Annotated in this window: 28 protein-coding genes; 1 reads left to right on the top strand and 27 read right to left on the bottom strand. The window is 64.9% G+C overall.

From position 1 onward, the window contains the following. Positions 1 to 20 precede the first annotated feature (20 nt). The 25 genes from ACYVGS_RS15040 to ACYVGS_RS14920 form a co-directional block, all read right to left on the bottom strand. The gene (locus ACYVGS_RS15040) at positions 21 to 653 is read right to left on the bottom strand and encodes a hypothetical protein (protein ID WP_460589498.1); all 633 of its coding nucleotides are present in this window, start codon (positions 651 to 653) and stop codon (positions 21 to 23) included. Further along, positions 650 to 1,213, bottom strand: coding sequence for a type II secretion system protein GspM (gene gspM, locus ACYVGS_RS15035; protein WP_460589497.1), 564 nt, complete (start codon positions 1,211 to 1,213; stop codon positions 650 to 652). The genes ACYVGS_RS15040 and gspM overlap by 4 nt, the downstream gene beginning before the upstream one ends. Then, positions 1,210 to 2,223 (bottom strand): PilN domain-containing protein, encoded by a 1,014-nt coding sequence (locus tag ACYVGS_RS15030; protein WP_460589496.1) that lies wholly within the window; start codon positions 2,221 to 2,223, stop codon positions 1,210 to 1,212. The genes gspM and ACYVGS_RS15030 overlap by 4 nt, the downstream gene beginning before the upstream one ends. An 8-nt stretch (positions 2,224 to 2,231) precedes the next feature. Further along, the gene (locus ACYVGS_RS15025; RefSeq protein WP_460589495.1) at positions 2,232 to 3,029 is read right to left on the bottom strand and encodes a hypothetical protein; all 798 of its coding nucleotides are present in this window, start codon (positions 3,027 to 3,029) and stop codon (positions 2,232 to 2,234) included. Then, the gene (locus ACYVGS_RS15020) at positions 3,026 to 3,634 is read right to left on the bottom strand and encodes a prepilin-type N-terminal cleavage/methylation domain-containing protein (RefSeq protein ID WP_460589494.1); all 609 of its coding nucleotides are present in this window, start codon (positions 3,632 to 3,634) and stop codon (positions 3,026 to 3,028) included. Before ACYVGS_RS15020 ends, ACYVGS_RS15025 begins: the two co-directional genes overlap by 4 nt. Further along, positions 3,634 to 4,029 (bottom strand): type II secretion system protein, encoded by a 396-nt coding sequence (locus tag ACYVGS_RS15015; protein ID WP_460589493.1) that lies wholly within the window; start codon positions 4,027 to 4,029, stop codon positions 3,634 to 3,636. The genes ACYVGS_RS15020 and ACYVGS_RS15015 overlap by 1 nt, the downstream gene beginning before the upstream one ends. Then, the gene (locus ACYVGS_RS15010) at positions 4,013 to 4,498 is read right to left on the bottom strand and encodes a pilus assembly FimT family protein (protein ID WP_460589492.1); all 486 of its coding nucleotides are present in this window, start codon (positions 4,496 to 4,498) and stop codon (positions 4,013 to 4,015) included. Before ACYVGS_RS15010 ends, ACYVGS_RS15015 begins: the two co-directional genes overlap by 17 nt. Further along, positions 4,482 to 4,904, bottom strand: a complete 423-nt coding sequence (gene gspG, locus ACYVGS_RS15005; RefSeq protein WP_460589491.1) for a type II secretion system major pseudopilin GspG — start codon at positions 4,902 to 4,904, stop codon at positions 4,482 to 4,484. Before gspG ends, ACYVGS_RS15010 begins: the two co-directional genes overlap by 17 nt. A gap of 63 nt (positions 4,905 to 4,967) precedes the next feature. After that, entirely contained in the window at positions 4,968 to 6,170 is a 1,203-nt protein-coding gene (locus ACYVGS_RS15000) for a type II secretion system F family protein (RefSeq protein ID WP_460589490.1), read from the bottom strand. A gap of 8 nt (positions 6,171 to 6,178) precedes the next feature. Next, positions 6,179 to 7,894: a GspE/PulE family protein gene (locus tag ACYVGS_RS14995; protein WP_460589489.1), complete on the bottom strand. Its 1,716-nt coding sequence runs from the start codon at positions 7,892 to 7,894 to the stop codon at positions 6,179 to 6,181. Positions 7,895 to 7,982: 88 nt separating this feature from the next. Continuing rightward, positions 7,983 to 9,185: a thiolase family protein gene (locus tag ACYVGS_RS14990; protein WP_460589488.1), complete on the bottom strand. Its 1,203-nt coding sequence runs from the start codon at positions 9,183 to 9,185 to the stop codon at positions 7,983 to 7,985. A gap of 460 nt (positions 9,186 to 9,645) precedes the next feature. Then, a complete protein-coding gene (locus tag ACYVGS_RS14985; RefSeq protein ID WP_460589487.1) occupies positions 9,646 to 10,437 on the bottom strand; it encodes an SDR family oxidoreductase in 792 nt (263 codons plus the stop codon). Between the two features lie 48 nt (positions 10,438 to 10,485). Continuing rightward, positions 10,486 to 11,673, bottom strand: a complete 1,188-nt coding sequence (locus ACYVGS_RS14980) for an acyl-CoA dehydrogenase family protein (protein WP_460589486.1) — start codon at positions 11,671 to 11,673, stop codon at positions 10,486 to 10,488. After that, positions 11,670 to 12,836, bottom strand: coding sequence for an acyl-CoA dehydrogenase family protein (locus tag ACYVGS_RS14975; protein ID WP_460589485.1), 1,167 nt, complete (start codon positions 12,834 to 12,836; stop codon positions 11,670 to 11,672). The genes ACYVGS_RS14980 and ACYVGS_RS14975 overlap by 4 nt, the downstream gene beginning before the upstream one ends. A 10-nt stretch (positions 12,837 to 12,846) precedes the next feature. Beyond that, on the bottom strand, positions 12,847 to 13,734 hold the full coding sequence (locus ACYVGS_RS14970; RefSeq protein WP_460589484.1) for an SDR family oxidoreductase: 888 nt from the start codon (positions 13,732 to 13,734) through the stop codon (positions 12,847 to 12,849). Positions 13,735 to 14,101: 367 nt separating this feature from the next. Next, a complete protein-coding gene (locus tag ACYVGS_RS14965; protein ID WP_460589483.1) occupies positions 14,102 to 15,250 on the bottom strand; it encodes an acetyl-CoA C-acetyltransferase in 1,149 nt (382 codons plus the stop codon). A gap of 55 nt (positions 15,251 to 15,305) precedes the next feature. Further along, positions 15,306 to 16,352, bottom strand: a complete 1,047-nt coding sequence (locus ACYVGS_RS14960; protein ID WP_460589482.1) for an acyl-CoA dehydrogenase family protein — start codon at positions 16,350 to 16,352, stop codon at positions 15,306 to 15,308. Positions 16,353 to 16,355: 3 nt separating this feature from the next. Beyond that, complete coding sequence (locus ACYVGS_RS14955) at positions 16,356 to 17,519, bottom strand: acyl-CoA dehydrogenase family protein (protein ID WP_460589481.1); 1,164 nt, start codon at positions 17,517 to 17,519, stop codon at positions 16,356 to 16,358. 15 nt (positions 17,520 to 17,534) lie between these two features. Next, on the bottom strand, positions 17,535 to 18,287 hold the full coding sequence (locus ACYVGS_RS14950; protein WP_460589480.1) for an enoyl-CoA hydratase/isomerase family protein: 753 nt from the start codon (positions 18,285 to 18,287) through the stop codon (positions 17,535 to 17,537). 27 nt (positions 18,288 to 18,314) lie between these two features. Further along, the gene (locus ACYVGS_RS14945; protein ID WP_460589479.1) at positions 18,315 to 19,388 is read right to left on the bottom strand and encodes an NAD(P)H-dependent flavin oxidoreductase; all 1,074 of its coding nucleotides are present in this window, start codon (positions 19,386 to 19,388) and stop codon (positions 18,315 to 18,317) included. Positions 19,389 to 19,397: 9 nt separating this feature from the next. After that, entirely contained in the window at positions 19,398 to 20,201 is an 804-nt protein-coding gene (locus ACYVGS_RS14940; protein ID WP_460589478.1) for a CoA-transferase subunit beta, read from the bottom strand. Positions 20,202 to 20,225: 24 nt separating this feature from the next. Then, positions 20,226 to 21,098 carry a CoA transferase subunit A gene (locus tag ACYVGS_RS14935; protein ID WP_460589477.1) on the bottom strand — a complete coding sequence of 291 codons (873 nt, stop codon included), beginning with the start codon at positions 21,096 to 21,098 and terminating at the stop codon, positions 20,226 to 20,228. Between the two features lie 13 nt (positions 21,099 to 21,111). Then, positions 21,112 to 21,579 (bottom strand): Lrp/AsnC family transcriptional regulator, encoded by a 468-nt coding sequence (locus ACYVGS_RS14930; RefSeq protein ID WP_460589476.1) that lies wholly within the window; start codon positions 21,577 to 21,579, stop codon positions 21,112 to 21,114. Further along, entirely contained in the window at positions 21,566 to 22,069 is a 504-nt protein-coding gene (locus tag ACYVGS_RS14925; protein ID WP_460589475.1) for an Lrp/AsnC family transcriptional regulator, read from the bottom strand. Before ACYVGS_RS14925 ends, ACYVGS_RS14930 begins: the two co-directional genes overlap by 14 nt. After that, on the bottom strand, positions 22,066 to 23,643 hold the full coding sequence (locus tag ACYVGS_RS14920) for an acyl-CoA synthetase family protein (protein ID WP_460589474.1): 1,578 nt from the start codon (positions 23,641 to 23,643) through the stop codon (positions 22,066 to 22,068). The genes ACYVGS_RS14925 and ACYVGS_RS14920 overlap by 4 nt, the downstream gene beginning before the upstream one ends. Before the next feature lie 344 nt (positions 23,644 to 23,987). Between ACYVGS_RS14920 and ACYVGS_RS14915 the strand changes: the two genes are divergently transcribed. Next, positions 23,988 to 24,341, top strand: coding sequence for a type II toxin-antitoxin system HicB family antitoxin (locus ACYVGS_RS14915; RefSeq protein WP_460589473.1), 354 nt, complete (start codon positions 23,988 to 23,990; stop codon positions 24,339 to 24,341). Here the strand turns inward: ACYVGS_RS14915 and ACYVGS_RS14910 are convergent. Together ACYVGS_RS14910 and ACYVGS_RS14905 are read right to left on the bottom strand one after the other, a co-directional pair. Beyond that, positions 24,323 to 25,951, bottom strand: coding sequence for a long-chain-fatty-acid--CoA ligase (locus ACYVGS_RS14910; protein ID WP_460589472.1), 1,629 nt, complete (start codon positions 25,949 to 25,951; stop codon positions 24,323 to 24,325). The genes ACYVGS_RS14915 and ACYVGS_RS14910 overlap by 19 nt on opposite strands. Positions 25,952 to 26,004: 53 nt before the next feature. Then, positions 26,005 to 26,844, bottom strand: a complete 840-nt coding sequence (locus tag ACYVGS_RS14905; protein WP_460589471.1) for an MBL fold metallo-hydrolase — start codon at positions 26,842 to 26,844, stop codon at positions 26,005 to 26,007.

The following is a 26,844-nucleotide window of genomic DNA, read 5'->3' as shown; positions in this document are numbered from 1 at the left end:
AATTCCGTCTTTCATAAGTGTCATCGCTGGCTGCCGTCTTCGCCCATCCGGCCCTGCAGCATCCGCTCGACCACTGCCTTGTCGATACCGCCGGCCGCGTCCGCGCCAGCGGACCCGGATTGTACGCGAATCGCGTCGCTGGCAAGGCGCTCAAGTTCCAGCTCCACCTCCCGGCCGTCCGCGACAAATCGTGCCGTGCGCCCGGACAGTGTTTCCAGGCGCCAACCCCTGACCGTATCGCCAACCAGCAGCCGCCGCTGCTCCCCTTTCACCGCGAGAATCGCGCCGCCCTGCTCACCAGCGCCGAACAGGCCGAGCAGGGTAATCCCCTCCAGCTTGCCGGCACTGTCATTTTCCTTGGGCTCGGCCTCGACAACGACGTCCTGGGGGCGCCGCCCCTCCCAGAACAGTGGGCGCGCCAGCCAGGCCTGCCTGGCCTCGGCGGTCACCGGAGGCCTGGCAAGCAAGGGGTCCACCTCGAGGGCATCTGCCGCGGGGTAGACCGGCGCGGGACTGGCCGGCACGATTACCCGCAGCAACAGCCACAGCAACTGCAGCGCCCAGAGCCCCGCCAGTAACAGACAGACCAATTCCAGACGACGCTCGCTGCGCAGCGGTTCGCCGGGCACTCGGTAGCGTGACAGCAGACTCATGAGTGCAACCTCAGGGCCAGCACCTGCACCGTTGCGGTCAGGGTCTGCCCCGCTTCGGCCTGGCGGCCGGGCCGTGTGGGCCAGACTTCGAGGGACTCCACCAGCAGCAGGGGCTGATGACGGTCGAGGTCGGCCAGCGCCACATCCAGGCCGGCGAGGCCACCTTCGACCGTCACCTGAACCGTAATGCGATCAAAGCCCGCGTCTTCCTGAATCGGCAGGATCTGGCTGTTGCTCACTTCCAGGCCTGCGCTGGCAAAAATCTCCCGTACCTGTTTCTGCAGGGTAGCGGACACCGCGGCCTGGTCCGCAGTCGCGGGGTAGACCAGATCCAGGACCTCCGCGCTCACCGTGCTGGAAGCCTCCCGCAGCTCCGCTTCGCGCGCCAGCAAACCCTGCAGACGGGCAATCCGCGGCTCCAGCTGGGCGACTTCCTCGTGGTAGCTCGCGCGCAGACTCAACAGGCTGACCAGCAGATAAATCAGCAGGCAGGCGGGAACAGCAACCGTGGCGGCCAGCAGTACCGCGTGACGCGGGTGATCCTTCAGCCAGGCCTTCACGAGCGATCCCCGCGCAGACGAATATCCACATGGAACTGCTCTTCACCGGTATTGCCGATCCGGGTGATGCCCTGGGGCGCGGTGACTTCGGCGTAGTCCGCCTGACTGGTGAGGTCCTGAATCACCGAAGCGGCATCCGCCGCTCTCCCCCGCAGGCGCAGCTGATCGCCGCGCTGGGTGTACTGGGCGACCCACGCTTCATCACCCAGTAACGCGGACAGGCGAGTCAGCTCCTGATGCGCACCCGGAAAACGACGGATAGTCTCGTTGACCGTGGCGACGGTCTGATTGGCTGCCGCCAGCCGGTCCCGCAGCGCGGTCGCCTCCCGGGCATCCCGCTGCACCGCGACGGCGAGGGATTGATACTGCTGCATCTGAAGGTAGGCGCTGCCCGCCGCGGTCAGCAGCATGGCAATCACCAGCGCCAGGCTTCCGGCAAGCCAGCCGGCCATGCGCAACAAACGGGCCTTGTAGCGCCGCAGCCGTCGGGACTCGCCAAAGCCGCGCAGCACGATCGGGCGATCAGCGCCCTCGGTCCAGACCTCGCGTGCCGCCGGATCCTGAATATCGTGAACTTCCCCCAGGTGGCGCAGCACCGCCCCCAGTGACACCAGGGCCAGCTCGACGCGGATCTGCCCCGCATCCCGGCTGACGACCTGCCAGCCAGCCGCGGTATCCGGCGCAGGAAAGGGGCTGTTGGCCATGACCTCGAGAGCCATGGCGGCATCCAGCTCATCTTCCGCGGCCGCGGGTAGCGTCAGTGAGCGATGCAGCACCAGTTCATCGGGCAGCAGAATGGCCTCACAGCTGGCGTCTTCCCCCGCTACCGGTTTTCCAGCGTGATAGACCGTGGAGGCATCGCCTCGCATGACCCGAACACGCTCATCGAGGCGAGCGCGAATTGGCGAACGGTCTCCCCACAGAAACTCTGCCCACGCCACCTGCCAGTGCTGGCCAATGCGACGCACGTCGTAACCGAAGAGATACCACTGTTGCGAACTGTCGAGCATGGTCGCTGTTATGTCCCTGCCTTGGGATATGTCATCCCCACCACCCGGGGGGGTTCCGTGCGAAGCACCTGCCAGGGCAGCACCGAGCCAGCGCCCCCCCCTTGCAGGGACACCCAGTGGCGGCGCAGCCACTGGCGCCCGTTGTAGTCCACCAGCGCATCGACCCGCAACAGGGTCTCCGACGCCAGCAGGGACTGCAGGTCGACATCGCGCGAGCCCACCGGCGCGGTGCGACCTCCCGGTATCGCGCGTATGTCATCGCGAATGGCGTCCAGCAGCGCGCGATCGAAGCCCGGTATGCGCAGCAGGTCTTCCTGAACCTCCATGCGCCGGGCGAAACGCCCCCCGCCAGGCAGCGCCGCGCGCCACTTTACCACATTGTCAGCCAGCTTTTGCGCGTCCGCTGCGGCCAGGCCAGCCCCATCCGCCAGTACGCCGGCGATTGCCTCCGCGGGCCCGGCAAAGACATCCACCAGGATGCCGGCGGGCACGACACTGACCCTTACCGCGGTATCGCCCTGGCGATAATCTGCCGCAAGCGGCATTCCACCGGGATTATTGCCCTGCCCCCGCCGCCTCTCAATCAGCGCGGCCAGATGCAAACGGGTCGCGCCATCGCCTGCGGCTATCGCCTTGGCACGCCCGAGGTGGACCTGTGCGAGCCGCACGTCGGTGCGGGACTCATACACTGTGCCCATCACCAGCACCGACATGGCGGCAATAAACCACACCACCATGGCCAGCGCGACACCGCGCTGCCTGTGGGGAAGACGGCCTGCAGGCTGGCTGTATTCCATCAACTTCAACGCGGCCACCGCATCACCAGCTCCGGCCACCAGCGGTCGCGACTGCGCAACTGCAAACGCAGGGCGGCGGGAGGGGGACCATCCGCGCGCCAGGAGGCCTGCCACTCGGCGCCCGGCTCGGGCTGGTAGGCCACACGAAAATCCTGCACAGCCTCGACCATACTGCGGGAGGGCGTATTGGCCCAGCGGGCATTGCGGTCGTTGACCCCGCTTTCCTGCCAGCGCAAAACCAGTTGCTCGCCCTCCCGCGCCAGGCGCACCAGATAGACGCCGCCGAAACGCTCACCGAAGAGCAATGTGGCCTTCCAGGCAACCTGCTCCTGGTTGCCCTGAACAAAGGTCCCCGCGTGGCTGGGCCCACCCAGGGTGAGACCTTCCAGGTTATCGCCCCGGGTCGCTGATTCCACCAGGTCGCGCAGGGTGCTGCTGACATTGCGAAGCTCGTCCACGCGACCGGTCAGCCGCTCGAGGGAGATCTGGGTGTTGGCGAAGGTGCGCAGTGCCGTCACGGTCGCGAGCAGCACCAGCGCCAGTACCGACAGGGCGACCACCACCTCCACCAGAGTAAAACCCCGGGCACGCGAAACTCTCGGCGCGCAGCCCATCAGTCCCTCACCTCGCCTTCTACCACGGAGTCCAGGCGAACCCGACGCGAGCGGCTGCCATCCGTCCAGCTGACCTCGACCGCGATATCCTGCAAGGCCCCCGGGGGAATCTGCGCCCCCCGCGCGGCGGCTCGCGGGCGACTCTCGACACGCCAGAGAAAACCGCCCTCGGTTTCACCGCTGCGCACCAGCCCCGACCGTGGCACCACGGCATACTGGGTCAGCAGCGAGCGCGCCAGCTCAACCCCGTAGGCGTAGCGTTCATCCGTGCGTACATTGCGGGTGGCGCCGCTCACCGCCTGATAGAGCACCCCCAGGGCCAGGCCCAGAATCGCCATCGCAACCAGCATTTCCAGTAGCGAGAAACCGCGCTGCTTATTATTGGCTGGCCGCATAGCGTTCCTGCTCGACACCGCCGGTCAGCCAGTCGACAACCACTTTCACACCACCGCCGCCGCGGGTTTCAATATCGATACCGCCCCCGCTGGCTCCCCCTTCGGGGTAGAAACGAATGACTCCTTCGCGGCCACCGCTCAGCTCCCGTGCCGCGTGGACCGTCAGGCCGACGCCCGCGGGAAGCGCATGGGTACGTCCATCCAGGGTCAGGGTGCGCGCCTCGGGGTCCACCACCACGTCCTGGCGGCGCCCGGTGTCCAGCGCGAGATGCCGGGCCGACGCGAACAGGGTAACGGCGTCGCGAACCGCCTGGCGGTAGCGAATATTGTCATAGAGCGTCGTCGACGCCGGCACCGCCAGCGCCAGGATCAGGCCGGCGATGGCCAGCGCAACCATGAGCTCCAGGAGGGAAAAGCCGGTGCTGCCGCGGGGGCATCGCACCGCCCCGGAATCACCAGTTGCCAACATCCTGGTCTTCGCCCTCCCCACCCGGAGTGCCGTTTTGCCCATAGGTATAGATATCCAGCTCGCCGCGCTCCCCCGGATACTTGTAGTGGTATTCACGGTTCCATGGGTCGAGGGGGACGTCGCCCTTGAGGTAGGGACCATTCCAGCCGGCCGCGCTGGCCGGCTTGTCGACCAGCGCCGCCAGCCCCTCGTTGGTTGTCGGGAAGCGCCCGACATCGAGCTTGTACATTTCCAGCGCCTGCTCGAGATCCTTGATCTGGATAGCGGCTGTCTTGGTCTTGGCACCGCCCAGCTGGTTGAGGACCTGCGGGCCCACCAGACTCATCAACAGGCCCAGGATAGCCAGTACCACCAGCAGTTCCATCAGGGTAAAGCCGCGCTGGCGGCGCTGCGGTCGATTGCTCATGCTTTGCATTGACTCCCTCTCAATCGGGTTGCCCCGATGCGGCACCGAGGTGCCGCCTGTTCACTATATGGCCAAATCATTGACCGACAGAATACCCATCAGAATGGCGATGATGATCACCGCAATCACGAAGCCCATGCCGAGAATCAGCACCGGTTCGAGCAAGGTCAGCCCGCGTTTCACGCCGGCCTGCACCTGCTGGTCGAACACGCGCGCCAATTCCAGCATCATGTAGTCGAGGCTGCCGGACTCCTCGCCTACCCGGGTCATCTGGATGACCATGGGGGTAAACAGCCGGGTCTCCTCCATGGCCACGGACATTCGCCGCCCCGCCTTGACGGCCGGAGGCAGCACCTGCAGGGCCCCCTTGACCACCACATTGTCCACCGTGTCGATGGCTATCGAAATGGCCTTGAGCAATGACACCCCGTTGCCCAGCAAGGTTCCCAGGGTGCGGGCGAATTTGGCCACCTCGAACTGGAAGACGATACTCCCGGCCAGGGGCAGACGCAGCAGCCGCTGGTCCCGGGCCGCCCGCCCCTCGGGAGTGCGCAGCCAGTTGCGCAGGGCCATGACGGCGCCGGCGACCAGCAGCGCCAGCAGCCAGCCCCAGGCCTTGATGAAATCCGCCGCGGCAATCACCATCGCCGTCAGCGGTGGCAGCGCCTCGCCCATGTCTTCAAACAGGGTCTCGAACTGGGGCACGACAAAGCCCAGCATCACGACGATCGAGAGTATCGACACCACCAGTAGAATGGCGGGATAGATCAGGGCCGAGACCACGGTGTCGCGGTTGGCCCGGGCGTTTTCCAGGTACTCCACCAGGCGATCGAGCACCGCGGACAACTGCCCACTCGCCTCGCCGGCACGCACCATGTTCAGGTAAAAGCCACCGAAAAGCGCCTCGTGGGGCGCCAGCGCCTGGCTCAGGGACTTGCCGCCCTTCACCGACTTTAACAGATCCTGCAGCAGGGTTTTGACCGGCGCCTGGGCGGCCATGTCAATCAGCACCCGCAGGCTGCGATCCAGCGGCAACCCGGCGCGCAGCAGCACCGCCAGTTCACTGGTAAAGGCGAGGATGGCCTGACGCTTGATGGCGCCGGGGGTTACCGCCGAGCTCTGCTGCGCCTCCCCGGGCTGCAGACTGAGCAGTGTCAGGCCCTGGGCTCGCAGCTGCCGCGACGCCAGCTCCAGCCCCTCAGCCTCGATGCTGCCATCCCTGGGCCTGCCGTCGCGACCGATTGCCCGGTAGGAAAAATGCGCCATGTCGGGATTCAGGCCGCGGCCTCGGCGACAGCGCCGGGCTCACTCTGGTCCTGGGTAACCCGCAGCACTTCCTCCAGTGAGGTCTGCCCCGCAACCACCTTGCGCAGACCGTCCTCATACAGCGTCGTCATCCCCTGCCTGCGCGCAGCCGCGTGCAGCAGCGTGGCATCGGCACCCTCCATGATCACCCGGTGCAGGGTCTCGTCCAGCACGAACAATTCGTGGATCGACGTACGGCCGGTGTAGCCGGTCTGCAGGCAGTGTTCACAACCGCGCGCCTGGTGCACCGTGCGCTCACCCTGCGGGAGGAAGCGGCCCAGGCCGTAGCGCTGTATCGCCTCATCGGCCAGCTCTACCGGCGCTTTGCAATGACTGCAAAGGGTGCGCACCAGCCGCTGTGCCAGAACGCCATTGACTGAGGAGGTGATCAGGTAGCGCTCAATGCCCATGTCTTCGAGGCGGGTGATCGCCCCGGCCGCGGTGTTGGTGTGCAGGGTCGAGAGCACCAGGTGCCCCGTCAGCGCCGATTGCACACCGATCTGGGCCGTCTCCGTGTCGCGCATTTCGCCAATCATGATGATGTCCGGGTCCTGGCGCAGGATCGCGCGCAGCGCCCGGGCAAAATTCAGCTCGATCTGGGGCTGTACCTGGATCTGGTTGACACCCTGCAGCTGGTATTCCACCGGGTCTTCCACGGTGATGATCTTCAGCTTCTCCGAGTCGAGGGACGCCAGGGAGGCGTAGAGCGTGGTGGTCTTGCCGGAGCCAGTGGGACCAGTCACCAGCAGTACCCCGTGGGGCCGGTCCAGCAGCTGGCGGTAGCGCACCAGGGTATCCTCGGAAAACCCCATGGCAGGCAGGCTGAGACGAATGCTGCCACGATCCAGTACCCGCATGACCACGCTTTCCCCGTGCACGGTGGGAATGGTGGATACCCGGAGGTCGAGCTCGTGCCCTTTGACCCGGGTCATGATGCGTCCGTCCTGGGGCAGGCGGCGTTCGGCGATGTTCATGTGAGAGAGCAACTTGATGCGCGAGGCGATCGCCGACCCCAGGCTGGCCGGTGGAGAATCGTCGAATTCCTGCAGGACACCATCGACGCGATACCGCAGGTGCAGGCCGTCCTCGAAGGGTTCGATATGGATATCTGAAGCCCCCATATCCACCGCGCGATGGATGACCTGATTCACCAGGCGGATCACCGGTGCCTCACTGGCCAGGTCGCGCAAGTGTTCGATGAATTCGTCGTCGCTCTGACCGCCGAACTGATCGCCCAGCTCGTCCTCATCGTCTTCGGCCGCATCGGTCTGCAGATGCAAGTCCAGCGCCCTGCCGATCTCGCTCTCCAGGCCCAGCACCAGCACCACCGGGCGGTCGAGGGCCATGCGCAGGGCCTTGCCCAGGAATGGCTCCTGGGGCACGGTCGCGGCAAAGCACACGGTTTCGCCCTGTATGGCAACCGGCACAACCGAGTTGTTGACCAGGAAGTCCTGCGCCAGGCCTTCCAGCCGCAGCGCTTCCGCCGGGTAGTCCGAGGAGGGCAGCAGGGGGATGTCCAGCTGCCGGGACAGGGCCTGGGCGACATCCTGCTCGGAAACAACGCCCAGGCGCACCAGTACCTGCCCAAACAGCCCGCCCATCTCGCGCTGGGCGAGCAGGGCCCGCTCAACGTCCCGTTCGGACAGCTTTCCCTGCTCCAGCAGCAGTTCTCCGAGTCTGGTCATGGCGCGCCGTCAATCAGTTACACAATGGGTAGACGGTTCACAGCCGCGACTGCTTCCCGCAATCGCGGGATTGTAGCACAGGCGAGCGTCAGGCCACCTCGAACAGACCCGCCGCACCCATGCCGCCGCCGATGCACATGGTGACAACCACATACTTCACACCGCGACGCTTGCCCTCGATCAGCGCGTGGCCGACCATGCGCGCACCGCTCATGCCGAAGGGGTGACCGATGGAGATGGCACCGCCATTGACGTTGAGGCGCTCGTTGTCGATGCCCAGCTTGTCACGGCAGTAGATCACCTGGCAGGCGAAAGCCTCGTTGAGTTCCCACAGACCAATATCGTCGACCTTCAGGCCGTGGCGCTTGAGCAGCTTCGGAATCGCGAACACCGGCCCGATGCCCATCTCGTCGGGGCCGCAACCCGCCACCGCCAGACCGCGGTAGATACCCAGAGGCTGCAGGCCCTGCTGGGCAGCCATGGCGCCGTCCATGACCACACAGGCAGACGCGCCATCGGAAAGCTGGGAGGCATTCCCGGCAGTGATGAAACGACCTTCCTTGACGAAGGGGCCGTCCTTCCACACCGGCTCCAGGCCCGACAGGCTTTCCAGGGTAGTGCTCGGACGGTTGCCTTCATCCTTGCCCAGAGTGACCTCCTCGTAGGTGGTCTCCTTGGTCTCTTTGTTGAACACCGCCTTGGTGGTGGTCATGGGTACAATTTCGTCGTCGAACAGGCCCGCTTCCTGCGCCTTGGCGGTGCGCATCTGGCTTTGGTAGGCGTATTCGTCCTGGGCCTCGCGGGAGATCCCGTAGCGCTCGGCAACGATCTCAGCTGTCTCGATCATCGGGATATAGGCCCGGGGGGACAGTTCCAGCACGGTCTTGGACACGTTACGGTAGCTGTTCTTGTGCTTGTTCTGCACCAGCGAGATGGACTCCAGCCCGCCGGCAACCGCCACGTCGTACTCGTTGCAGATGATCGACTTGGCCGCGGTGGCGATGGTCATCAGACCAGAGGAGCACTGGCGATCCATGGTCATGCCCGCGGTGGTGTCCGGCAGTCCGCCAGCAACGCCGCAGAGACGGCCCAGGTTGTAGCCCTGGGTCCCCTGCTGGGCGGCAGCGCCCATGATGCAGTCGTCGACCAGGGCGGGGTCGATACCCGCGCGCTCGACCGCGGCGCGAACGACGTGGCCGCCCATGGCGGGGGCTTCAGTGTCGTTGAAGGCGCCCTTGAAGGCTTTGCCGATCGGGGTTCTTGCGGTGCTGACAATGACAGCGTCTCTCATGGTGTTCTCCTACTAGCGATTATCGGTTCCCCGGTCGAAGGCCACCCCTGTTTGCGACGGAGTTTCCTGGCCCGGGGCTGCCGCCGGCAAGGGCTCTTCAAAACACGCCGTGAATACGTCCCTGTAGGCTTCTCGCTCGCGTCCATGCGAGCGAGAGTTTTGAAGAGCCCTTGCCGGCGCCAGCCCCTCCCCCGGAGGGTAATTTTGGACCGGCACTTCGCAGAACTATCTATTCTGCGCCTGTGCCCGGATTTTGCGTAATTCTGCCATCACCTGCGACTTGGCTCATTATCCGGCTCTACACAGCGCAAACTATCCATTGGCACTGCGGGGAGGAGCCTTCACCTGTTGGCGGCTAACGGGACTCTCGCTCGCATGGAAGCGAGCGAGAAGCCTCCAGGGAGGGATTCACGGCGTGTCCCGGTAGCCGCCAACAGGTGGAGGCTCTGGGACGAAACCCTCAGGCCCGCTGGCTCGAGCAGGATACCACCTCGCCGGTCATGTATCCCGAGTAGTCCGAGGCCAGGAACATCATCACATTGGCGACTTCCCAGACCTCCGCCGCGCGGCCGAAAGCCTCCTTGGACGCCAGTTCTTCCAGCAGCTCCATCGGCGTAGTCTTTTTCAGAAACTCGTGGAAGGCAATCGACGGCGAGACCGCATTGATGCGGACACCGTGATCGGCGGCTTCCAGGGCGGCGCAACGGGTCAGGGCCATGACACCCGCCTTGGCGGCGGCGTAATGGCACTGCTCTTTCTGCGCGCGCCAGCCGAGAACCGAGGCGTTGTTGACGATGACGCCCTTGCCCCGGGGCTGCATCTTGCGCAGCATGGCGCGGGTCATGCGCATGGTACCGGTGAGAGTAATGTCGAGCACGCGGCTCCACTCGTCATCTTCCATGTCGACCAGCAGCTTGGTGCCACCGAGGCCGGCATTGTTGATCAGGACGTCAACGCCGCCCATTTTTTCCTCGGCCTCGTCGACCAGCGCCTGCACGTCGTCTTCCAGGGTGACATTCGCCAGCTTGCCGTAGACCGCGTCCAGACCGGTGTCCGCCTTCAGCTGCTCCACCGCCTTGGCCAGACGGCCCTCGTGGATATCGCTGATCATCACCGCGCGGGCGCCCTCTTCCGCGGCCCGTGTGGCAGCGGCGAAGCCGATACCGGCACCGGCTGCCGCGGTGATCAGGACAGACTTGCCCGCCAGCAGGTTGTGCCCCGCGACATAGGGTGGTGGTTCTTTCAGTGCCATTCTGATAACTCCTTCAATCGACGGCGCTCCGTGGGGAGCGCCTGGCCGCTAGCCGCGGGGTTCGCGGGGCATGCCCAACGCCCGTTCGGCAATGATGTTGCGCTGGATCTGGTTGGTCCCGCCGTAGATGGTATCGGCGCGGGTAAACAGGTACATGGATTGCAGGCGCCCCAGCTCGTAGGGTGCCTCGGGAACGATCTCGCTCTCCGCGCCCAGCACGTCCATCGCCAGCTTGCCCAGGTTGCGGTGCCAGCTCGACCAGTACAGCTTGTAGATCATGGCTTCCTTCTGCAGGCTGCCATCCTCGCCGCCGGAGAGCATGCGCATGCTGTTGAAGCGCATGATGCGCAGGCCGATATGGGCCTCGGCGATGCGCTGGCGCAGGGCCGGGTCCCGGGCCGCGCCATTGGCTTTCGCCACCCGCACGATTTCGTCCAGCTCGTTCTGGAACAGCATCTGCTGGCCCAGGGTGGAAACGCCGCGCTCAAAGCCCAGCAGCCCCATGGCCACCTTCCAGCCTTCACCGGGCTCGCCGACGATGTCGTCAGCCGCACACTCGGCGTCATCAAAGAAGACTTCGTTGAATTCGCTGGTGCCGGTGAGCTGCTCGATCGGACGGATAGTGACACCGGGCTGGTCCATCGCCACCAGGAAGAAACCCAGCCCCTTGTGGGCTTTCGACTCCGGATCAGTACGGGCAATGACGAAGCAGTACTGCGATTCGTGGGCCAGGGAGGTCCAGACTTTCTGGCCGTTGAGAATCCACTTGCCGCTAGCCTCGTCAAAGCGCGCCTTGCTTTTCACATTGGCCAGGTCGGAACCGGCGGAGGGCTCGGAATAGCCCTGGCACCAGAACTCCTTGCCGGCGCGGATGCCCGGCAGGTAGCGCTCCTTCTGCGCCTCGCTGCCAAAGGCAATCAGCGTGGGACCGGTGAGCGTCTCGCCGATATGCCCAATGCGACCGGGGCCGCCGGCACGGGCGTACTCTTCGTTGAAGATCACCTGTTGCTCGATGCTCGCGCCGCGACCACCGTACTGCTTGGGCCAGCCGATGCAGGTCCAGCCGCCCTCGGCCAGCTTCTGCTCCCAGGCTTTGCGCTCCTCGACAAAGGAATGCTCGTCGCCGGGGCCACCGCGGAAGCGAATCGGTTCAAACTCGCCGCACAGGTTCTCTGCCAGCCAACTGGCGACTTCCTCGCGGAACTGTTCGTCTTCGGGACTGAAACTCAGTTTCATGCGGCGTCTCCATCCAGTAGCTGGCGCGCCAGGCGCTCGCGGTGCCAGGCGGCATCCCCGAGCAGGGTCTCGCTGGACTTGGCGCGCTTGAAGTAGAGCTGTATGTCGTACTCCGAGGTGATGCCCACCCCGCCGTGCAGCTGGATGCCGCAACCGGCGTTGAAGAAAGCCGCCTCGGAACAGTAGGCCTTGGCGATGCTGGCGGCTTCCGCGAGGCCCTCGCCCAGGGGATTGTTGGCCAGGGCTTCGTCGGCCACGCAGGCGGCGTAGTAGGCTGCCGAACGGCCAGCTTCTACCTTGAGCATCATGTCGGCGGCTTTGTGCTTGATCGCCTGGTAAGAGGCAATCGTGCGCCCGAACTGCACCCGTTCCATGGTGTAGGCCACGGAGCTATCCAGGGACTCCTGGGCCACGCCGACCTGTTCCGCGGCTACGGCCACGGTCGCCAGGTCGAGGATCTTCGCCAGGGCCGGCCAGGCCTGCCCCGCCTCGCCCATCAGGGCATCTGCGGGCAGCTTCACGTCCTGCAGAGTGATGCTCGCCTGCTTGCGGGTCTGATCCACGGTCGGCAGCCACTCGCGGCTGACACCCGCAGTGTCCGCGGGCAGCACAAACAGACTGACGCCCTGCTCCCCTTCGCTGCCGGCCTCGCGCGCCGCGAGCACCAGGATGTCAGCGGTGTGGCCATCCAGCACATAGCGATACTCGCCGTTCAGCACGAAACCGTCGCCGTCCGCAGCGCAGGTAACCTGTACCGCACGCGCATCGGGCCGACTGCCCGGCGCCATAAAGGCCAGGGTCGCGGTCTTGCCCTCGGCGATCTGGCCCAGGTAGGTCTGCTTCTGAGTCTCGCTGCCGGCCACCAGCAGGGCATTGACGCCAAAACCCACTGTGGAAAGGAAGGGGGCGCAGAGCAAGGTCCGCCCCATCTGCTCCAGGGTCGCAGCCAGCTCCACAAAGCCCAGCCCCAGACCGCCGAACTCCTCGGGGATGTGCAGGGCCGGCCACATCATCTCCTGGCTGATCTGCTGCCAGAGTGCCTGGTCATAACCGCGCTCGGTGACCATGGCCTCGCGCACCGCCTCGGAGGTGGACACTTCCTTGAGGAAGGCCTCCGCGGTGTCGCGGATCATCACTTGCTCATCGGTAAAGCGGAATTCCATGCGAGTTGCCTCAGGTTCCGTAGACTTTTTGTGCGGGGACTTCGCGAGCCAGCAGCTGTTCGACCGCCTCGGTCACTTCTGCCGGCTCCCAGCGGTCACCCTTGTCCACCGGCTCGGTGGAACGCCAGCCATCGGCAATGGAAATCTTGCCGCCCTCAGCCTCGAACACCCGGCCGGTGACCTTGTTGGACAAGGGAGAGGCCAGCCAGGCCACCAGGGAGGAGACATTCTCCGGTGCCCAGTAGTCGAAGCTGCCGTCCTCGGGCTTCTTCATGCGCTCGGCCATGGACTCCACCGCGGTGGTCATGCCGGTACGCGCCGCGGGTGCCACCGCATTGGCGGTGATGCCATAGCGGGCCAGCTCCGCCGCCTGGTTCAGGGTCAGTGCGGCGATACCCGCCTTGGCTGCGGCATAGTTGGATTGGCCGATGGAGCCCTGCAGGCCGGCGCCGGAGGTGGTGTTGATGATGCGCGCATCCACCGCCTTGCCTTCCTTGGACTGGCCGCGCCAGTAGTGGACCGCATGGGAGCTGATGCAGAAGTGCCCCTTCAGGTGCACCGCCATGATCGCGTCCCACTCCTGTTCGGTCATCGACGCGAACATGCGGTCGCGGTTGATGCCGGCGTTGTTGACCACGGCGTGCAGGTCACCGAAGGCCTCGATGGCCTGCTTCACCGCATTCAGGCTGTCGTCGTAGTTGGTGATGTCGGAGGTGTTGACGATGGCTTCACCACCGGCGGCAACGATGTCGTCGACCACGGCCTGGGCAGCAGCCTGGTTGATGTCGTTGACCACGACTTTGGCACCTTCACTGGCCAGTACCCGGGCATGGGCAGCGCCCAGGCCACCGCCGGCGCCAGTGATGATGACTACGCGTCCTTCACAGATCTTGCTCATGATGTTCGTCCTGTCCGTTTTCCTGTCAGTTACTGTTGCCACGCTTAATCTGTCCGCATATGCAGCTCTGGATTCCGCTGCGCCGGGAGGTGGAGCCCTTCCGGGACACGCCGTGAATACATCCCTGTAGGCTCGAGGGCGGCGTCCATGCCGCCCACGGTCCCGGAAGGGCTCCACCTCCCAACGCAGCTACCCTCGGTGCCATCATCTGGATCGCACAGAAGGAGGCGCGTTGCCCAGGAACGGGGCTGTCGGGACTGTGTGAGACATGGATGTCGAACACAAGCCCCCATGGATGGGTTTACGGCGTGTCCCGACAGCCCCGTTCCTGGGCAACGTGCCGGGCCACGAAGTGCCAAGAATGGACCTAGAGCCGCTCGAGGATGGTGACGTTGGCCTGGCCACCGCCCTCGCACATGGTCTGCAGCCCATAGCGTCCGCCGGTCCGCTCCAGCTCGTGAAGCAGCGTGGTCATCAACTTGGTGCCAGTGGCCCCCAGGGGGTGACCCAGGGCAATGGCGCCGCCATTCACGTTGGTCTTGCCGTGGTCGTAGCCGGTGTCCTTCAGCCAGGCCATGGCCACCGAGGCGAAGGCCTCGTTGATTTCCACCAGGTCGATGTCCGCCAGGGACATGCCGGCGCGCTTGAGCGCGTACTCGGTCGCCGGGATCGGCGCCGTCAGCATCCAGATCGGGTCGGCGGCGCGCACGCTCATGTGGGCGATACGGGCGCGAGGCGTCAGGTTGTAGCGCTTCAGTGCCGCCTCGGAAACGATCAGCATCGCTGAGGAGGCGTCGCAGGTCTGGCTGGAAACCGCCGCGGTGATCGTGCCGCCTTCCATCAGGGGCTGCAGCTCGGCCATTTTCTCCATTGAGGTCTGGCGCGGAGTCTCGTCCATGGTCACGCCGTTCAGGGGCGCGATTTCCTTATCGAAACGCCCCGCCTGAATGGCCTTCAGCGCACGGGTATGCGACTCCAGGGCAAAGGCTTCCATCTGCTCCCGGGAGAAGCCCCACTTGTCGGCGATCATCTGCGCGGAATTGAACTGCGACGGCGGGGTGCTCCCATAGCGCTCGACCCAGCCGGTACTGCCGCTGAAGGGGTCGGCGAAGCCCATCGGCTGTGCGGCAATCATTGCCGAGGAAATCGGGATCTGGGTCATGGTCTGCACGCCGCCGGCGATGACCACGTCGTTGACACCCGCCATGATCGCCTGGGCGGCGAAGTGCACAGCCTGCTGGGACGAGCCACACTGGCGATCGACGGTAGTGCCGGGCACTTCCTCGGAGAGGCCAGCCGCGAGCCAGCAGGTGCGGGCGATATCGCCGGCCAGGGGGCCGATGGTGTCGACGCAGCCAAAAATCACGTCGTCGTAGTCACTGTCGGGAATACCGTTGCGCTCGACCAGGGTCTTCAGCACGTGGGCACCGAGGTCGGCACCGTGGACGTCGGCCAGGCCACCCTTGCGGCGCCCGGTGGGGCTGCGTACCGCGTCAACTATGTAGGCGTCTGCCATGTTATGTCCCTCTCTGTTGGTTACAGGAATCCGTTGGTGCTGTCTTGCACCGGGCCTAGCGGAAGGTGCTGCCGGCACCCAGGGCCGCACCCTCGGCGAAAATCACACTGGCCACCTGCTGCTTGTGATAGCCGGCATCGCCCCAGGTATTGGCCAGGGCCCAGGCCTTTTTCATGAAGATGTGCAGGTCGACTTCCCAGGTGTAGCCCATGGCACCGTGCACCTGGATACTGTTCTTGGCCGCCAGGTTGGCCGCCTCGCAGGCCGCCAGTTTGGCCTGGGCCACCGCCAGGCTCGCCCCGGCCGCGTCCTCGTCCATGGCGTAGGCCGCGCGGGCCACCGGGGCACGTGCATACTCCAGGCGCACGGCCACGTTGGCCATGTGGTGCTTGACCGCCTGGAAGGAGCCGATCGGCTTGCCGAACTGCTGACGCTCGCTGGTGTACTGCACCGAGAGGTCGATCATGCGCTGGGCCAGGCCCAGGGCCTGGGCTGCACAACCGAGTGCGCCGCGGTTCAGGCTGGCCAGTCGCAGGCGATCACCCGCCTCGCCGCTCAATACCGGCTCCGCATTCCCGGTGACCGTCACACTGAACAGGCGACGACCGGGATCAATCGACTCGTTGCGCTCGGCGCTGAACTGATCGGGCGTCAGGGCGAACCACTGCCCGCTGCGCTCGAGCAGCAGCAGGTCGGCCACGTGGGCATCTTCCATCACCAGATTCTGCTCCAGGCCAGCGACGACGCGCGCCTCGCCCGCCGCCACTTTCGGCAGCCACTCGGCGGCCAGTTCACCGCCCAGGTCCACCAGGGCCGGCACGGCCACCAGCACACTGTTGACCAGGGGCTCGGGCAGGGCCACGTAACCGCATTCCTGGGCCAGCAGCACAAAATCCAGGGCGCTCATGCCCAGGCCGTCGTGCTCTTCCGGGACAGTCAGGCCAGTCAGCCCCATTTCCGCGAGCTGCTGCCACAGGGCGGCGTCGCGTCCGGTATCGGTGTCCCAGCCGGCGCGCAGGCGCTCGGGGGTAATTTCATTGACCAGGAAACTGCGCACGGTTTCCTGGAACAGCAGCTGGTCTTCGCTAAATGTGAAATCCATGGTTTACCTCGGCATGCCCAGCATACGTTCTGCGATGATGTTGCGCTGGATCTCGTTGGTTCCGGCGTAGATCGGTCCCGACTGGGAGAACAGCCAGCCGTCCAGCCAGCGGCCCACACCCTCCGCCGCAGGGGCGTGGGGCAGCAATTCGGCGCGGGCGCCGAGAATGCTCATGGCGGTGGCGTGCATGGCCTGGTCCAGCTCCGACCAGAAGATCTTGTTGGTGGAGGACTCGGCACCGATCTTGCCCCCCTGGCTCAGACGGCAGGCGGTCTGGTAAGTGCTCAGGCAATAGGCCTCCGCATCCATCCAGGCGCGAATGACCGCCTCGCGAATCGCCGGGTCGGCGCTGGCGGTGGCTTCGTTTTCGCGGTACAGCTCGACCAGGCGGCGGGCGGTTTCCTGGAAACGGGCCGGGGAGCGCAGCATCAGGCCGCGCTCGAAACCTGCCGTTGCCATGGCGACCGCCCAGCCGGCACCCTCGTCCCCCAGGCGATTGCTGACATCCACTTCCACATTGTCGAAGAAGATTTCGGCAAAGCCGGGCAGGCCATCCAGCTGCGGAATCGGACGGATGGTGATGCCGGGGCTGTTCAGGGGCACCAGGATGAAGGTCAGGCCGCGGTGGCGCTGGGAATCCGGGTCAGTGCGGAACATGCCGAACAGCCAGTCCGCCCAGACCGCCCGGGTGGACCAGGTCTTCTGGCCGTTGATGATGTACTTGTCACCCTCCAGGCGCGCGGTGGAGCGAATCGCCGCCATATCGGAGCCGGCATTCGGCTCGGACCAGCCCTGGGCCCAGATGTCGCGGCCCTCGGCCATGGCCGGCAGGAAACGCGCTTTCTGCTCGTCGGTGCCGTATTCCATCAGGGTGGGGCCGAGCAGGAAGATGCCGTTCTGGTTGACCCGCAGGGGCGCGCCGGCGCGGTAGTACTCTTCCTCAAAAATCAGCCACTCGATCAGGTCACAGCCCCGGCCACCGAGTTCTTCCGGCCAGGTCACCATGCCCCAGCGCCCCTCGTTAAGGGTCGCTTCCCACTCGCGGTGCTGTTGGAAGCCCTCCTCGGTGTCGAAGGTCTTGAGGGGCTCGGCGGGCACATTGGCCGCCAGCCACTCGCGGATCTCCTTGCGGAAGGCCTGCTGCTGTTCAGTAAATGCCAGTTGCATGCGTCAGTCCTGCTCTCAGAATTTGGCGTCGCGCTTCTGCACGAAAGCATCGCGGGATTCCTGGGAATCGCCCAGGGTGTAGGCCTCCAGGGTGAAGCCCTGCTCCCAGCGGTACTTGTCTTCCAGGTTGCCGTCCTCGATCCCGGTCAGGGCTTCCTTGGCCAGGCGCACCATGGCCGGTGACTTGACGGCGATCTTGGCGGCAATCTCACGGGCGGTGGGCAACAGTTCCTCTTTGCTGACCACTTTTTCCACTGCGCCCAGGCGGTAGGCTTCGGCGGCGTCGATAAACTCGCCGGTGAAGTACATGTAACGCACTTTCTGTACCGGGAACATGCGTTGCAGGTGGGCACCGCCACCCATGGCGCCGCGGTCGATCTCCGGCACGCCGAAACGCGCGCAGTCCGAGGCCACCAGGATGTCCGCGGCGCCGGCCATGCCGATGCCACCACCCAGCACAAAGCCGTGCAGGGCCAGGATCACCGGCTTGGGGTTGCGGTGGATGGCGCGGAAGGTTTCGTAATTGCCCTTGTTGACGTCCACGATGCGGGTCGGGTGGGCGGCCAGCTCCTTGATGTCGACACCGGCGCAGAAACCCTTGCCCTCGGAGGCAATCAGGATCACGCGCACGTCGTCGTTCTCGCCCAGTGCGTCGATTTCGCGGGCGATGGCAAACCAGCCGGCGCTGTCAAAGGCGTTCACCGGCGGCTTGTCGAGAATCATCTCGGCAATGCCGTCGCTGATCGTGGTGCGGAAAGGTTGGCTCATGGAATCAGTACCTGTTGAAAATTGCGTTTATGCCGGGGGATTGACGCGGGCTGCCAGCGCCTGCAGGCGCTGCTCCGCTTCACTGACAATGGCGCCGATCAGCTCTTCACAACTGAGCAGGCTGTCGATAACGCCCGCCACCTGGCCACTGGGCAATACGCCGCGGGCGGGCTCACCGTCCACCATGGCCTTCTGGATAATCATCGGCGCGTTGGCCGACATGATGGCCTGGGCGGCGGTGGTGTCGCCGCTGCGGCTCATGGCGATCGCCGACTTGAGCAGGCTGACCACGCTGGCACCGGTGTACTTGCGGAAGGCCAGGCCATTGCGCATGGCAATGATCAGCTTGCGCAAGGCGGAGGCCTTTTCCAGTTCCGCCAGCAGCTCATTCATGATCATGCGCTGGGGCAGACCGTCCATGGCCCGGGACACGATAATCTGCGAGGGGTTCTTGCAGTCGAGATAACGCTGCTTGGTGGCCTCCGGAACCGGCGACTCTTTGGTCAGCAGGAAGCGGGTGCCCATGGCGATGCCGTCGGCGCCCCAGGCCAGTGCCGCCACCAGGCCGCGTCCGTCCTTGAAGCCCCCGGCTGCGACCACCGGTACCTTGTCGCCCACGGCGTCGATCACCTGCGGAATCAGCAACGTGGTGGGTACGGAGCCGGTATGCCCGCCGCCCTCGCCGCCCTGCACGGTCACTGCATCGGCACCCAGCTCCACCGCCTTGATCGCGTGCTTCGGAAGCCCCACCGTGGGCATGCAGATCACCCCCGCGTCCTTGAGCTTGCGGATCATGTCCGGGCCCGGGGAACGCGAATAGCTCACTGCCCGCACACCGTGACGGATCACCATGTCCACGATGTCCTTCGCGTTGGGCTGGTACATGTGGAAATTGACGCCGAAGGGTCGGTCGGTCTTTTCCTTGACGCGCAGGATGTCCCGCTCCATTTCGTCCGGCGGAATGGTTGCCCCGGCGAGGAAGCCAAAGCCCCCCGCGTTGCAGCTCCCCGCCACCAGGGTCGGGTCGGCCACCCAGCCCATCGCGGTTTGCACGATGGGGTAGCGGCAGCCGAGCAGTTCAGTGAGTCGTGTTTCCAGCATGGTAAAACCTCAGGCGCGGGTTCCCGGCGGGTTGTCCTTGATCTGGTAGGCGCGCTGGTTGTGGGGATCCATCGCGCGGATGATGGCCAGCTGCTCCTCGGTGGGCGCCGGGGTTTCCGGGATATCGCCCTCCACGTGGATCGGGTAGCCGGTGTTCTCCTGGACTTCTTCCAGGGTCACGCCCGGGTGCAGGGACAACAGGCGGATCTGGTGATCCGGGCCGCCGAAGTCCATCACACACAGGTTGGTAATGACCCGCGGGATTTTGACGTCATCCAGGGAGTGCCCCTTGGGCAGGCGTTCGGGGTTGAAACCGATGGAGGACACGAAGTCGCACTCCCCCTCGATAAATACCCGGTTGTTGTGACCCGGCACGAAGAAGCTGTTGGGGTGAGAGATGGAGTTACCCGGGAAACCGCGGGCACCCAGCATCATCACCTTGGGCTTCTCGTAGGTGCCACCCAGGGCCGAGGTGTTAGTCTGGCCGTACTTGTCGATCTGGGTCGGGCCGAGCATGGCGTGACGCTTGCCGCTCCACACGTTGTCGAAGATGCGCGAGAAACCCATCCAGGTCTCGTTGGCCTGCACGAAGTCATCGCCGCGCTTGCCCAGGGGATTGGGCTCGCTGAGCAGGAAGGCCTCGGAGTCGGTCATCATCAGATCCGGGTTGAAGGTCTTCATCGCGAGGCTGGCGGCCAGGCGCGGAATCACGCCGATACCGGTGGCGAGCACTTCGCCATCGTCACGAAAGGCCTCGGCGGCGGCGACAATGCACAACTCTGCCAGAGTGAAATCTTTTGCTGCTGTAGACATGGTATTCCGTTCTCCCCGATTCGCTCAGTAGGTGGGCAGCTCAATGGCCTTGATGGCGTCCAGGCCGCCGACATTCTGCTGGTAGGCCTCCTCGGAGTCGCCGAGGTACTGGTCCAGGTAGGCCTGCAGGCCGCCGTCCTTGGCGAAGCCGGCGTAGGCCTTGAAGTGCGGCACGTCGAAGCCGTACAGCGGGCTGCAGGAGGTCGGGTGGGCACCACCGGGGATGTGCACAACGGCACTGGTGGCTGCGCGCTCCCAGAACACCTCGCGGGCGCGGGCCGGGTCGTGGAAGAAGCTGGTCTCGACCAGCTCATCGCAGGAGACGATGGTGTTGTCCGCGGCGCGGGCAAACCAGTCGTCCAGGTAGTGGTCGGGCCCACCGATCTGGCAGACGCCGCGGGCGTCGGCGCGATCCACGTGGATCAGGGAGACGTCCAGCTTGAGTGCCGGCATGGCCACCCACTCCTTGTCGTCGTAGGGGCTGTCGATCACCTTGATATCCGGGTTCTTGCTGATGATATCGGTGCCCAGACCCACTTCGGTGGGGATGAAGGGCAGGCGCCAGGCCGCGGCGCGCAGGCCCAGCAGCATCATGCCCTCGTCGATCTCCATTACCTCCATGTTGCCGTTCTGCCGCGCCTGGCGGAAGAAGGGCTCCAGGGGAATGAAATCCAGGGACACGAAGGCAAAGATCAGTTTTTTCACCTTGCCGGAAGCGCACAGCATGCCGACATCGGCACCGCCGTAGGCCACTACCGTGAGGTCCTTCACGTCGGAGCGCAGAATCTCCCGTACCAGGGCCATCGGCTTGCGACGGGGGCCCCAGCCACCGATGCCGACGGTCATGCCGTCCTTGATCTGTGCGACCGCCTCGCGGGCAGTGATGCGTTTGTCCATGCCTCGGTTTCCTCTAGCTGACGATCCGCGCCATGCGGTAATCGTGTTTCACAAAGTTCACGCCCAGGGTGCTTTCAGTGCGGCGCACACCCGGAATGCCGCTGATGTTCTGGTGGACAAAACTGGTCAGGTGCTCGGTATTGCGCACCATGGTAATCGCCAGTATGTCCGAGCGGCCCAGCATCTCGCCGACGAAGCCCAGTTCGGGAATCGCCGCCAGCTGCCGTGCCACCTCGCTGATCTGGTGACTGCGTTCTACCTCTACCCAAATGTAGGCCAGCGCCGCATCCCTGACGTGGTCAATATTGGTGACCGCAGTAATACGGATCTGACGCTCCTCCTCCATCCGTTTGACCCGCGCCCGGACGGTGCCCTCGGTCACCCCCAACTCCGCCGCGATCTGCCGGTTACTGATGCGGGCATCGTGGGCCAGGTGTTCGACGATGGCCCGGTCGATCTCGTCCAGCCTACGCCGACTCACGGAAAGGCACCCAGTCCGGCTGATTCTTGAGCACGTCGACCGCCAGAGCCGGTGTCAGTCGCCGCACACCGTCCACGCGTGCGAGGCGCTCGTGCAGCAGGTGATGCAGGGCATCCTGATCCTCGGCCACCATCAGCACCTCGATATCCTGGGCGCCGACCACCACATTGACCGAGAACACTTCGGTGATGCCGGCGATATCCCGGGCGACGGCTTCCGGCGCGCGGTTCTCCACCTGCACACCCACCGCAAGCAACATGCCATAGCCCGCGGCCTCAAGGTCGGTCACTGCCACCACGCGCAGCAGGTTGTCATCCTCCAGGCGCCGCACCCGGGACCGCACCGTGGCCTCGGTCACGCCCAACTCTCGGGCAATGGCCCGGTAGGGCAAGCGACCGTTCTCCCGCAACAAGTCGACAATGCGCTGGTCGGTCGCATCCATTCGCGCTGGCGCGGACAGGGCGTCCCGCGTGTCGAAGGCGGGGCTCACTGGCGCTCCGCGGCCGCCCACTCGCGCAGGACGTTTTTCAGCACCTTGCCACCTGCATTCATGGGAAATTCATCGACAAAGCGTACGGCGCGCGGCACTTTGTAGTTGGCCATGTTCTCGCGGCTCCAGGCGATCACCGCGGCCTCATCCAGCTCGGCACCGGGGCTGCGCACAATCCAGGCGCAGGCGACCTCGCCCATCCGCTCGTCGGGGATACCGATGACCGCGGCGCGGGCGACCCCGTCCAGACTGCAGAGGCTGTTCTCGATCTCCGCCGGGTAGCAGTTGAAGCCGCCGACGATAAACATGTCCTTGATGCGGTCGGTAATACGTACGTAGCCCTCTTCGTCCATCACGCCGACATCACCGGTCTTCAACCAGCCATCTTCCGTGATCGTGCGGGCAGTTTCCTCGGGGTTGTCCAGGTAGCCTTGCATGACATTGAACCCGCGGAACCAGATTTCACCCTCTTCGCCCGCGGGCACTGCATTGCCGTCGCCATCCACGCATTTCATCTCCACCCCGGGCATCGCCTTGCCGGATGTGTGGGAAATGCGCTCGGCGGAGTCGTCCGGACGGCAGATGGAAACCACACCGCAACTTTCGGTCAGGCCGTAAGCGGTAACCACGGTCTGGAAGCCGAGCTCGCCACGCATCTTCTCCACCAGGGAGACCGGCACTGGCGCCGCGCCAGTCACCGCCAGGCGCAGGCTGGACAGGTCGAAGTCGCGCCGGTTGGGGTGCGCCAGCATGGATTGGTAGATGGTCGGCGGCCCGGGAATCATGGAGACCCTTTCCCGCTCGATACAGGCCATCACGCTGTCCAGCTCGAACTGCTGGACCGGCAGAATGCGGCAGCCGCGGATAATCGCCGCCAGCCACCCCGCCTTGTAGCCAAAGGAGTGGAAGAAGGGGTTGATAATCATGTAGTTGTCGGCGTCCGTGAGGCCGACGGTCGTACTCCAGATATCAAAGGCGTGGATATTCTGGGCATGGCTGGTCACCACCCCCTTGGGCTTGCCGGTGGTGCCGGAGGTGAAGAGGATATCCAGCGTATCCCCGGGCTGCACTGCAGACACCCGCGCCTGCAGTGCCGCGGCATCCACGCTGTCGCCCGCGGCCAGGAAATCTTCCCAGGCCTGGCAGTCTTGCCCCTCACCGGCAAACAGCACGCTCGCCTCGAGGGCCGGCAGGTCTTCAGCCGCCAGCATCGCGGGATAGCGCATGCCCAGGAAGTCACCCACTGTGAACAACCAGCGCGCGCCACTGGCGCGAAGAATAAAGGCCGCCTCGCTGCCCTTGAGCCGGGTGTTCAGGGGTACCAGCACGCCCCCCACACTCTGGGCGCCGATGGCGGCGATGATCCACTCCACCCGGTTGGGCGCCCAGACGGCGATGCGCTCGCCGTGCTGCAGGCCCGCGGCGATGAAGGCCCGGGCCGCCCGCTCGCGAGCCGCATCCAGCTCGGCATAGGTCATCCGCAGGTCGCCATCCACCACGGCCAGGTGCTCGGGCAAGCGCGCCGCGGTCTCCGCGACAACCTGGGGCATGGTGCGCTGGGGGTAGTCGGTCATTGCTGTCTCTGCGCCGGGGGAAATGGGTTTGTGGCGGGGAATACTAGTAGTTGTGCCAGGGTTTTACAAGTGGATTGCGTAGCAGAGAGGGGGAGTGCGCTACGAATAGTGCAACTAGAAAACGACAAAGTCGATCGGGTCGGACGTGGCTCCCACGAGAAAACACCGAGATACTGGCTTTCTCTCGATGACTCACGGGCTGCATTTCGAGCGATACCAAAAAGCGATACCATAATGCAGCGAAAATACCAGCGAACCCTGGCTGCCATCTACGCCAGCCCGACCACTGACAAGGGAGCCATCACCAGTATCCGAAAATGGCTGCATGAGCACGGAGTGGAACCATGAACAACATCATGCTGATTGACGGTTATCGCGCCGTCATCCAGTACGACCCCGAAATTGACATGTTCCGCGGTGAGTTCACCGGCCTGAATGGCGGCGCCGACTTCTATGCAAACACCGTGGAATCGTTGCGCCAAGAGGGTCGACTGTCACTGCAAGCTTTCCTGGACACCTGTCGTGAAGCCGGCATCCCACCGAACCGGAGCTATTCGGGTAAATTCCAGGTGCGAATTCCTGAGAAGTTGCACCATGATGCCGCGGAAGCGGCAAAAGCCCGGGGGGAAAGCCTGAACCAGTTTGTCGCGGAGGCGATTGAGCACGAGCTTGAGCAGACTCACCCGGCAAAGCGGTAATCCGCAAACTGCTCCCGCAGGGCCAGCTTGTTGATCTTCCCGGTGGCACCGTGGGGTATCTCGTCGACGAATTCCACCGCATCGGGAATCCACCAGTCCGCCACCTTGCCGCGAAACCAGGCGAGCACGGTGTCGGCATCCAGGCCCGGGGCGTCGGCCTCCCGCACCACGATCAGCAGGGGCCGCTCGCTCCATTTCGGATGCACGCGGCCGATGACCGCGGCCTCGGCCACCTTGGGGTGACTGGTGGCCAGGTTTTCCAGCTCGATGGAGGAGATCCACTCGCCGCCGGACTTGATCACGTCCTTGGTGCGATCGGTAATGGCCATATAGCCATCCGTATCGATGGTGGCCACATCACCGGTCTCGAACCAGCCCGGCTCGGCGTGGGCATCGCCCGGCTCCTGCCGGAAATACTGGGAGGCGATCCAGGGCCCCCGCACCTTGAGGGAGCCGTAGGCTTCGCCGTCCCAGGGCAGGGATTCGCCATGATCGTCGACAATCTTCATCTCCACACCGAAAATCGGCCGGCCGGCCTTGAGACGCAACCTGGCGAATTCCGCGTCGCTGTAGCTGTCCCGCTCGGCGAAACTGGCATTGACACTGCCCAGGGGGCTCATCTCGGTCATACCCCAGCCCACCCGGGTTTCCACCCCGTGGCGGTCGAACTCTTCGGCAATGGACAGGGGACAGGCAGCGCCGCCGACAATAATCTGGCCGAGTGAGGGCACTGAGCCGCCGCTTTTGCGCAACCAGGCCTGCAGCGCCAGCCACACCGTAGGCACCCCGGCGGATTTGGTCACCTGCTCCTCATTGATCAGGGCACAGAGCGTTTCCCCATCGCCCATGCGGTTGCCGGGGAATACGATTTTGGCGCCGGCCATGGGGCAGGAATAGGGATTGCCCCAGGCGTTGACGTGGAACATGGGTACGATGGGCAGGACCACATCGCGGCTGCTCAGGCCCATGGCATCGGGCATCATCGTGGCGTAGGCATGCAGCATGGTGGAGCGGTGGGAATAGAGGACGCCCTTGGGGTTGCCGGTGGTGCCCGAGGTGTAACAGAGGGCGCAGGCATCCTGCTCGTCAAGCTGGGGCCAGTCATAGACATCGGAGGCATCCGCCAGCAGGCTTTCGTAGCAGAGGAGATTTTCCGGCCCGCTTTCCGGCATGTGCGCGGCATCCGTGAGGACTACCCAGCCCTTCACCCCGGGGCACTCCGGCGCCAGCTTTTCCACCAGGGGCAGAAAGTCCGGATCGAGAAAGATGTAGCGGTCCTCGGCATGGTTGATGATGTAGACCAGTTGCTCCGGGAACAGCCGCGGGTTGATGGTGTGGCAGACCAGCCCGCTGCAGGCGCTGGCGTAATAGGTTTCCAGGTGGCGGTAATCGTTCCAGGCCAGGGTGCCGATGCGCTCGCCCTTGGCCAGCTGCCAGCCCGCCAGCACATTGGCCAGGCGCCGGGCGCGGGCGAAGGCCTCGCGATAGGTGTAGCGGTGACGCGGGTTGTCGCGAGTCACCGAGACGATCTCCCGCTGACCGAATACCTGTTCGGCGTGCCGCATGATCATGGTGATCGTCAGCGGCATGTCCATCATCAGTCCTTGCATGGCGGTCTCCTTTCCTGTCTTTATTGGTATTACGGAAGGCGCCCGGGGCAGGTTCAGTCGGGCAGTGGCTCCCACTCTGCAGTATCGGGCAGAGCCCGCGCCAGCCCCTCGCGCTCGAGCTTGATCAGATGCGCGGTCATCGACAGCTTGGCCCACTCGTGGAGGGCACTGTCGACGTCGTCGTAGACCACCCGCACCAGGGTATCCAGGTCACAGCGACCCAGCTGGCGCAGACCGGCCAGCACCTTCGCCTCCCGCCCCAGCCGGTGGGCGACCAGTTTTTCCACTTCCTCGCGGGGGGTGTGAATCAGGTCGCCGTGGCCCGGCGCGATGCTCTCCAGGGGATACTCCAGCAGGCAGCGCAGGGAGGCAATATAGGCCTGCATGTCGCCGCCCGGCGGCACAATCACCACGGTGGAACCGTTCATGATGTGGTCCCCGGCAAACAGCATGCCCTCCTCTTCCAGCAGGAAGCAGTAGTGGTTGCTGACGTGCCCCGGGGTATGCACGGCGCGCAGGCTGAATTCTTCCGTCTGCAGATACCAGTCGTGCGCCAGCTCCTCGGTGGGGGCAAAGGTGGGGTCCTGGAAGCGACGGTCTTCCGCCAGGGCGCCGATCACTTCGGCACCGGTGCGCTCCGCCAAGGCCTGCCAGGCAGGAGAATGATCCGGATGGGTATGCGTACAGATCAGCCAGCGGATGCTGCCCTCCCCGACGGCATCGAGAATCGCCTCGATATGTTCGGGCAGATCCGGGCCGGGGTCCACCACCGCCACCTCGCGCTCGCCGAGCAGGTAGGTATTGGTGCCGGGGCCGGTCATCACCCCCGGGTTGGGGGCGACGACCCGGCGCACCCGGGTCGAGAGCGCGTGGGGGATTCCGTGTTCAAACAT

The organism is Haliea atlantica (genome assembly GCF_054779855.1).
This window is presented reverse-complemented; position numbering and strand designations above follow the sequence as displayed.

Excerpts from the sequence above, each read along its gene's own strand:
- ACYVGS_RS15040 (WP_460589498.1), bottom strand. The coding sequence starts at position 653 with ATGAGTCTGCTGTCACGCTACCGAGTGCCCGGCGAACCGCTGCGCAGC.
- ACYVGS_RS15030 (WP_460589496.1), bottom strand. The coding sequence starts at position 2,223 with ATGCTCGACAGTTCGCAACAGTGGTATCTCTTCGGTTACGACGTGCGT.
- ACYVGS_RS15020 (WP_460589494.1), bottom strand. The coding sequence starts at position 3,634 with ATGGGCTGCGCGCCGAGAGTTTCGCGTGCCCGGGGTTTTACTCTGGTG.
- ACYVGS_RS15015 (WP_460589493.1), bottom strand. The coding sequence starts at position 4,029 with ATGCGGCCAGCCAATAATAAGCAGCGCGGTTTCTCGCTACTGGAAATG.
- ACYVGS_RS15010 (WP_460589492.1), bottom strand. The coding sequence starts at position 4,498 with ATGTTGGCAACTGGTGATTCCGGGGCGGTGCGATGCCCCCGCGGCAGC.
- gspG (WP_460589491.1), bottom strand. The coding sequence starts at position 4,904 with ATGAGCAATCGACCGCAGCGCCGCCAGCGCGGCTTTACCCTGATGGAA.
- ACYVGS_RS15000 (WP_460589490.1), bottom strand. The coding sequence starts at position 6,170 with ATGGCGCATTTTTCCTACCGGGCAATCGGTCGCGACGGCAGGCCCAGG.
- ACYVGS_RS14995 (WP_460589489.1), bottom strand. The coding sequence starts at position 7,894 with ATGACCAGACTCGGAGAACTGCTGCTGGAGCAGGGAAAGCTGTCCGAA.
- ACYVGS_RS14990 (WP_460589488.1), bottom strand. The coding sequence starts at position 9,185 with ATGAGAGACGCTGTCATTGTCAGCACCGCAAGAACCCCGATCGGCAAA.
- ACYVGS_RS14985 (WP_460589487.1), bottom strand. The coding sequence starts at position 10,437 with ATGGCACTGAAAGAACCACCACCCTATGTCGCGGGGCACAACCTGCTG.
- ACYVGS_RS14980 (WP_460589486.1), bottom strand. The coding sequence starts at position 11,673 with ATGAAACTGAGTTTCAGTCCCGAAGACGAACAGTTCCGCGAGGAAGTC.
- ACYVGS_RS14975 (WP_460589485.1), bottom strand. The coding sequence starts at position 12,836 with ATGGAATTCCGCTTTACCGATGAGCAAGTGATGATCCGCGACACCGCG.
- ACYVGS_RS14970 (WP_460589484.1), bottom strand. The coding sequence starts at position 13,734 with ATGAGCAAGATCTGTGAAGGACGCGTAGTCATCATCACTGGCGCCGGC.
- ACYVGS_RS14965 (WP_460589483.1), bottom strand. The coding sequence starts at position 15,250 with ATGGCAGACGCCTACATAGTTGACGCGGTACGCAGCCCCACCGGGCGC.
- ACYVGS_RS14960 (WP_460589482.1), bottom strand. The coding sequence starts at position 16,352 with ATGGATTTCACATTTAGCGAAGACCAGCTGCTGTTCCAGGAAACCGTG.
- ACYVGS_RS14955 (WP_460589481.1), bottom strand. The coding sequence starts at position 17,519 with ATGCAACTGGCATTTACTGAACAGCAGCAGGCCTTCCGCAAGGAGATC.
- ACYVGS_RS14950 (WP_460589480.1), bottom strand. The coding sequence starts at position 18,287 with ATGAGCCAACCTTTCCGCACCACGATCAGCGACGGCATTGCCGAGATG.
- ACYVGS_RS14945 (WP_460589479.1), bottom strand. The coding sequence starts at position 19,388 with ATGCTGGAAACACGACTCACTGAACTGCTCGGCTGCCGCTACCCCATC.
- ACYVGS_RS14940 (WP_460589478.1), bottom strand. The coding sequence starts at position 20,201 with ATGTCTACAGCAGCAAAAGATTTCACTCTGGCAGAGTTGTGCATTGTC.
- ACYVGS_RS14935 (WP_460589477.1), bottom strand. The coding sequence starts at position 21,098 with ATGGACAAACGCATCACTGCCCGCGAGGCGGTCGCACAGATCAAGGAC.
- ACYVGS_RS14920 (WP_460589474.1), bottom strand. The coding sequence starts at position 23,643 with ATGACCGACTACCCCCAGCGCACCATGCCCCAGGTTGTCGCGGAGACC.
- ACYVGS_RS14915 (WP_460589473.1), top strand. The coding sequence starts at position 23,988 with ATGAACAACATCATGCTGATTGACGGTTATCGCGCCGTCATCCAGTAC.
- ACYVGS_RS14910 (WP_460589472.1), bottom strand. The coding sequence starts at position 25,951 with ATGCAAGGACTGATGATGGACATGCCGCTGACGATCACCATGATCATG.
- ACYVGS_RS14905 (WP_460589471.1), bottom strand. The coding sequence starts at position 26,844 with ATGTTTGAACACGGAATCCCCCACGCGCTCTCGACCCGGGTGCGCCGG.